Origin of the sequence: Verrucosispora sp. SN26_14.1 (assembly GCF_004307965.1) — a bacterium.
GTDB lineage: Bacteria > Actinomycetota > Actinomycetes > Mycobacteriales > Micromonosporaceae > Micromonospora.
Genome location: NZ_SISL01000594.1, coordinates 1 through 3,118 on the forward strand (window position 1 = coordinate 1; position 3,118 = coordinate 3,118).

Annotated in this window: 2 protein-coding genes and 1 pseudogene; all 3 read right to left on the reverse strand. The window is 70.1% G+C overall.

The genetic code is table 11. The features are described 5' to 3' along the window. A pseudogene (locus tag EYA84_RS29630) lies at positions 1-509 on the reverse strand (molybdopterin-binding oxidoreductase); the annotation flags it as partial. Between the two features lie 122 nt (positions 510-631). Further along, complete coding sequence (gene groL, locus EYA84_RS29635; RefSeq protein ID WP_131057389.1) at positions 632-2,275, reverse strand: chaperonin GroEL; 1,644 nt, start codon at positions 2,273-2,275, stop codon at positions 632-634. 70 nt (positions 2,276-2,345) lie between these two features. After that, positions 2,346-2,660: a co-chaperone GroES gene (gene groES, locus EYA84_RS29640; RefSeq protein WP_089155197.1), complete on the reverse strand. Its 315-nt coding sequence runs from the start codon at positions 2,658-2,660 to the stop codon at positions 2,346-2,348. Positions 2,661-3,118 lie beyond the last annotated feature (458 nt).

The window sequence follows — 3,118 nt, forward strand, 5'->3', positions numbered from 1 at the left end:
GGTGGGTGCTGCGGCCCTGCCCCGTCCGGCGCGGGCGCGCGCTCGCCCGTCGGCGGGGACCAGGGCCACGGATCGAGTTCCAGCGGACCGGCGACGAACGCCCAGAGCGTCACGCCGCCGACCAGCGCGCCGACCAGCGACGGCACCGCGTCCAGTCCGTCCGCGCCGGCCCGGGTCAGCGCCGCCCCGGCACCGAGAGCGGCGAACGCCGCGATGCCGGCCAGGCCGACCACCAGGCGGCGTACGGCCAGCACGCCCAACAGGGCGGCGAAACCGGCCAGCAGCACCGCCGTCCCGACCAGCAGAGCGATCTTGTCGTACGTGCCGAAGACCGCGATGCCGAACCGCTTCACCGGCTCGGGGGCGGCGTCCACGACCAGCCCACCGACCGCCACCAGTGGGGCGGAACGGGGGCCGGTCAGCACCGCCACGACCTCGGCGGCACCGATGGCCGCCGCTGCGGCGGCGACACCGGCGAGGGCGGCGTACCGGGGTGTCGTACTGCTCACCGGTCCAGTGTTTCCGACCGCACGCCCGACCGGTAGTCACCTCGACCCGGTGTGACCGGGCCGGAACACACGTGGGGCGCACCGTCGTCGACGGTGCGCCCCACGTCCACGTACTCCTCGGGTCAGAAACCCGGGCCGTGCTGGTGGCCGTGCCCGTGCCCGTGGCCGTGGCCACCGGCGGCGGGCTCCGCCTCCTTCGGCTTGTCCACCACGAGGCTCTCGGTGGTGAGCAGCAGACCGGCGATCGACGCGGCGTTGGTGACCGCGTTACGGGTCACCTTGACCGGGTCGATGATGCCCGCCTTGGCCAGGTCGACGTACTCGCCGACGGCCGCGTCGAGACCGGTGCCCCACTCGGCGGCGATGACCTTCTGCACCACCACGTAACCGTCGTGGCCGGCGTTCTGGGCGATCCAGCGCAGCGGCTCGACCAGCGCCTTGCGCACGATCGAGACGCCGACCTTCTCGTCACCGGTGAAGCCCAGGTCGTCGTCGAGCACCGGCAGGATCTGGGCCAGGGCGGCACCGCCGCCGGGGACCGTACCCTCCTCGACCGCAGCCTTGGTCGCGGCGATGGCGTCCTCGATGCGGTGCTTGCGCTCCTTCATCTCGACCTCGGTGGCCGCGCCGACCTTGACCACCGCGATGCCGCCGGAGAGCTTGGCCAGCCGCTCGGCGAGCTTCTCCCGGTCCCACTCGGAGTCCGACGCCTCGATCTCCTTGCGGATCTGGGCGACCCGGTCGGTGACCTCGGTGCCCTGACCGCCACCGTCGACGATCGTGGTGTTCTCCTTGTCGACCACGATGCGCCGGGCGGTGCCCAGCACCTCCAGGCCGACCTGGTCGAGCTTGTAGCCCAGCTCGGGCGCGACCAGCTCGGCACCGGTCAGGATCGCCATGTCCTGGAGCATCGCCTTGCGGCGGTCGCCGAAGCCGGGGGCCTTGACCGCGCAGACCTTGAGGGTCTTGCGGATCGCGTTCACCACGAGGGTGGACAGGGCCTGGCCCTCGACGTCCTCGGCGACGATCAGCAGCGGCTTGTTGTTCTGGAGGACCTTCTCCAGCAGCGGCAGCAGCTCCTCGATCGCCGAGATCTTCTGCGTGGTGATCAGGATGTACGCGTCCTCCAGGACGGACTCCTGCGACTCCACGTCGGTGACGAAGTTCGGCGAGATGAAGCCCTTGTCGAACTGGAGACCCTCGGTCACGTCCAGCTCGGTGTGCAGGGCGGAGCCCTCCTCGACGGTGATCACACCGTCGCGGCCGACCCGCTCCATCGCCTCGGCGATCAGCTCACCGATGGTGGCGTCCTGCGCGGAGACCGTCGCGACGTGCGCCACGGCCTTCTTGTCGGCGACCTCGACGGCCTTGCCGAGCAGCGCCTCGGAGACCTTCGCGGCGGCCGCGTCGACGCCCCGCTTGAGGCCGGCCGGGTTGGCGCCCGCGGTGACATTGCGCAGACCTTCGCGGACCATGGCCTGGGCCAGCACGGTCGCGGTGGTGGTCCCGTCGCCGGCGACGTCGTTGGTCTTGGTCGCCACCTCCTTGACCAACTGCGCGCCGAGGTTCTCGTACGGGTTGGTGAGCTCGATCTCCTTGGCGATGGTCACACCATCGTTGGTGATCGTCGGCGCACCGAATTTCTTGTCCAGGACGACGTTGCGCCCGCGCGGCCCGAGGGTGACCTTGACCGCGTCCGCGAGCGCGTTGACACCGTGCTCCAGCAGGTGCCGGGCGTCGTCCGAGAAGCTCAGGATCTTCGCCATGAATGTCCCTTCGACGCGAGGTTGCCCCGGCCCGGCGAACCGGACCGGGGCAACGTCACTGATCGGTTGGTTACTTCTCGATGACCGCGAGGACGTCGCGGGCGGAGAGCACCAGGTACTCCTCGCCGGCGTACTTGACCTCGGTGCCGCCGTACTTCGAGTAGAGGACGGTGTCGCCGACGGAGACGTCGATCGGCACGCGGTTGCCCTTGTCGTCGATCCGGCCCGGGCCGACAGCGAGGACGGTGCCCTCCTGCGGCTTCTCCTTGGCGGTGTCGGGGATCACGATGCCCGAGGCGGTGGTGGTCTCGGCCTCGTTCGCCTGGACCACGATGCGGTCCTCGAGCGGCTTGATCGCAACCTTGGTCGCGGTAGTCACGGGCATACCCTCCTGGGGTACTTGGTTTCGTTACCGATCGGCATGCCGACCGGCGTCAATTGCCACATGCCACCGGGCGGGACCGTCGTCGCGGGTGCCGGTCCGCCTGGCGTTCAACCCCCGGGCACCAGGGCCCGGACGTTGGCACCCTCAGGGTGAGAGTGCTAATCGCAGGTTATTCCTCGGCTAGCACTCCGTCAAGGAGAGTGCCAACTCCCCACCTCGTGTCGCCACTCTTCCCCCACTCTTGCCCCCATACTCGCGCCGCCGTTAACCACAGACGACCGCCACCCGAGGCCCGCCACCCGGTCACCTGCCTCCGCCAGGAAGCCATCGACCGCCCGCAGCCGCTCGATCCAGGATCGAGTGGTATCCAGGCGACCGCGAGACCACTCGATCCTGGATCGAGCACGATCATGAACAGGACAGCGGCGGGCAGGACAGCGGCGGGCGGGGGCGGGGGC

Excerpts from the sequence above, each read along its gene's own strand:
- groL (WP_131057389.1), bottom strand. The coding sequence starts at position 2,275 with ATGGCGAAGATCCTGAGCTTCTCGGACGACGCCCGGCACCTGCTGGAG.
- groES (WP_089155197.1), bottom strand. The coding sequence starts at position 2,660 with ATGCCCGTGACTACCGCGACCAAGGTTGCGATCAAGCCGCTCGAGGAC.